The 645-nt window shown below is 75.7% G+C and carries 1 protein-coding gene; it reads left to right on the top strand.

The window, feature by feature from the left end:
- Window positions 1–645, top strand: a 645-nt coding sequence (locus ACOADB_RS24485; RefSeq protein WP_378604991.1) for a LysR substrate-binding domain-containing protein, incomplete at both ends; no start/stop codon positions are given.

Genomic DNA, 645 nt, shown 5'->3' with positions numbered 1-645 from the left:
ACGCCGACCGGCGAGCTGCTCGTGCAGTGGGCCAGTCGTGTCCTCGACGCCGCGCACGAGCTCGACGCCGGTATTGCCGCCATGCGTGTCGATCGCCGCGGCCACCTCGCCATCGCGGCGAGCCTCACGATCGCCGAGCACCTGCTGCCCGGGTGGCTGGTCGGCCTGCGCGCCCAGCAGGTCCAGCGCGGTCAGACGCCCGTCGACATCACCATGACCGCCACCAACACCGAACGCGTCACCGAGCTCGTCCTCGCCGGCGAGGTCGCCCTCGGCTTCGTCGAGGGGCCGGACGCACCGGACGGCCTGCAGCGCCGCCTGGTCGGCACCGACGAGCTGGTCGTGGTCGTCGGGCCCACCCACCCGTGGGCCCAGCGGTCCCGCCGCCGCGTGACCGCCGAGACGCTCGCGGCCACGCCCCTCGTCGTACGCGAGGCCGGTTCGGGCACGCGCACCGTGCTGGAACGCGCCCTGGCCGACCTGCCCCGCGCCCAACCCGTCCTCGAGCTGTCGAGTACGGCGTCCGTCCGTGCCGCTGTGGCTGCCGGCGCCGGCCCCGCCGCCGTGGGGGCGCACGCCGTCGGCGACGACCTGGCCACGGGCCGGCTGATCCGGATCACCGTGAGCGGCCTGGACCTGACCCGT

Origin of the sequence: Nocardioides sp. CPCC 206348, assembly GCF_048654705.1 — a bacterium.
Taxonomy (GTDB): Bacteria; Actinomycetota; Actinomycetes; order Propionibacteriales; family Nocardioidaceae; genus Nocardioides.
This window is presented reverse-complemented; position numbering and strand designations above follow the sequence as displayed.